General features: G+C 58.5%; 1 protein-coding gene. It reads right to left on the bottom strand.

The genetic code is table 11. The features are described 5' to 3' along the window. Positions 1–455: hypothetical protein (locus AACY52_RS31065; protein WP_339561505.1), on the bottom strand; the 455-nt coding region annotated here is incomplete at both ends.

Raw genomic sequence — 455 nt, 5'->3', positions numbered from 1 at the left:
CAAGGCCTTCGCGGCATATCGCTGCCGCTGCTGCTCCTGTTCGGCTAGAGACGGAACCTGAAGTGCCTTGCGCATCGCGTCCGAGACCAAGGTACGGTCATACGGTTCCTGCGTGACAGCAGCGCCTTTGGGCATCCTATATTGGGTCCCAAGCACCTGCGGCTTATCGATGGCTCGAAGATAGCGGTCAAGCGTAGCGGATGCGATCCACACCGCTCCTGACTTGCCTCGTGCCACGGCAATCGTCGCGAGAAGATGTGCTTTTAAGTAGTCGTCTGCTTTGGCACCATGCTGAAAAATGAAGGCAGCGTGATAGAAGTCATCGCCGCTCTGGAGAGCCCCGGAATCGAGCAATTGCTCGGTACGCGCCCGACGTTTCTCGTCAGCGGGACCGACGACAGACCAGTCGATGCGGTCTGGTTGCCGGTCCGCCTGATCAGCATCGAAAATTTCCG

The sequence above is a fragment of the Pseudomonas sp. EA_65y_Pfl1_P113 genome (assembly GCF_963970525.1).
GTDB classification, from domain to species: Bacteria; Pseudomonadota; Gammaproteobacteria; order Pseudomonadales; family Pseudomonadaceae; genus Aquipseudomonas; species Aquipseudomonas tritici.
Note: the sequence above shows the minus strand (reverse complement) of the source record. Positions and strands in the feature narration are given on the sequence as shown.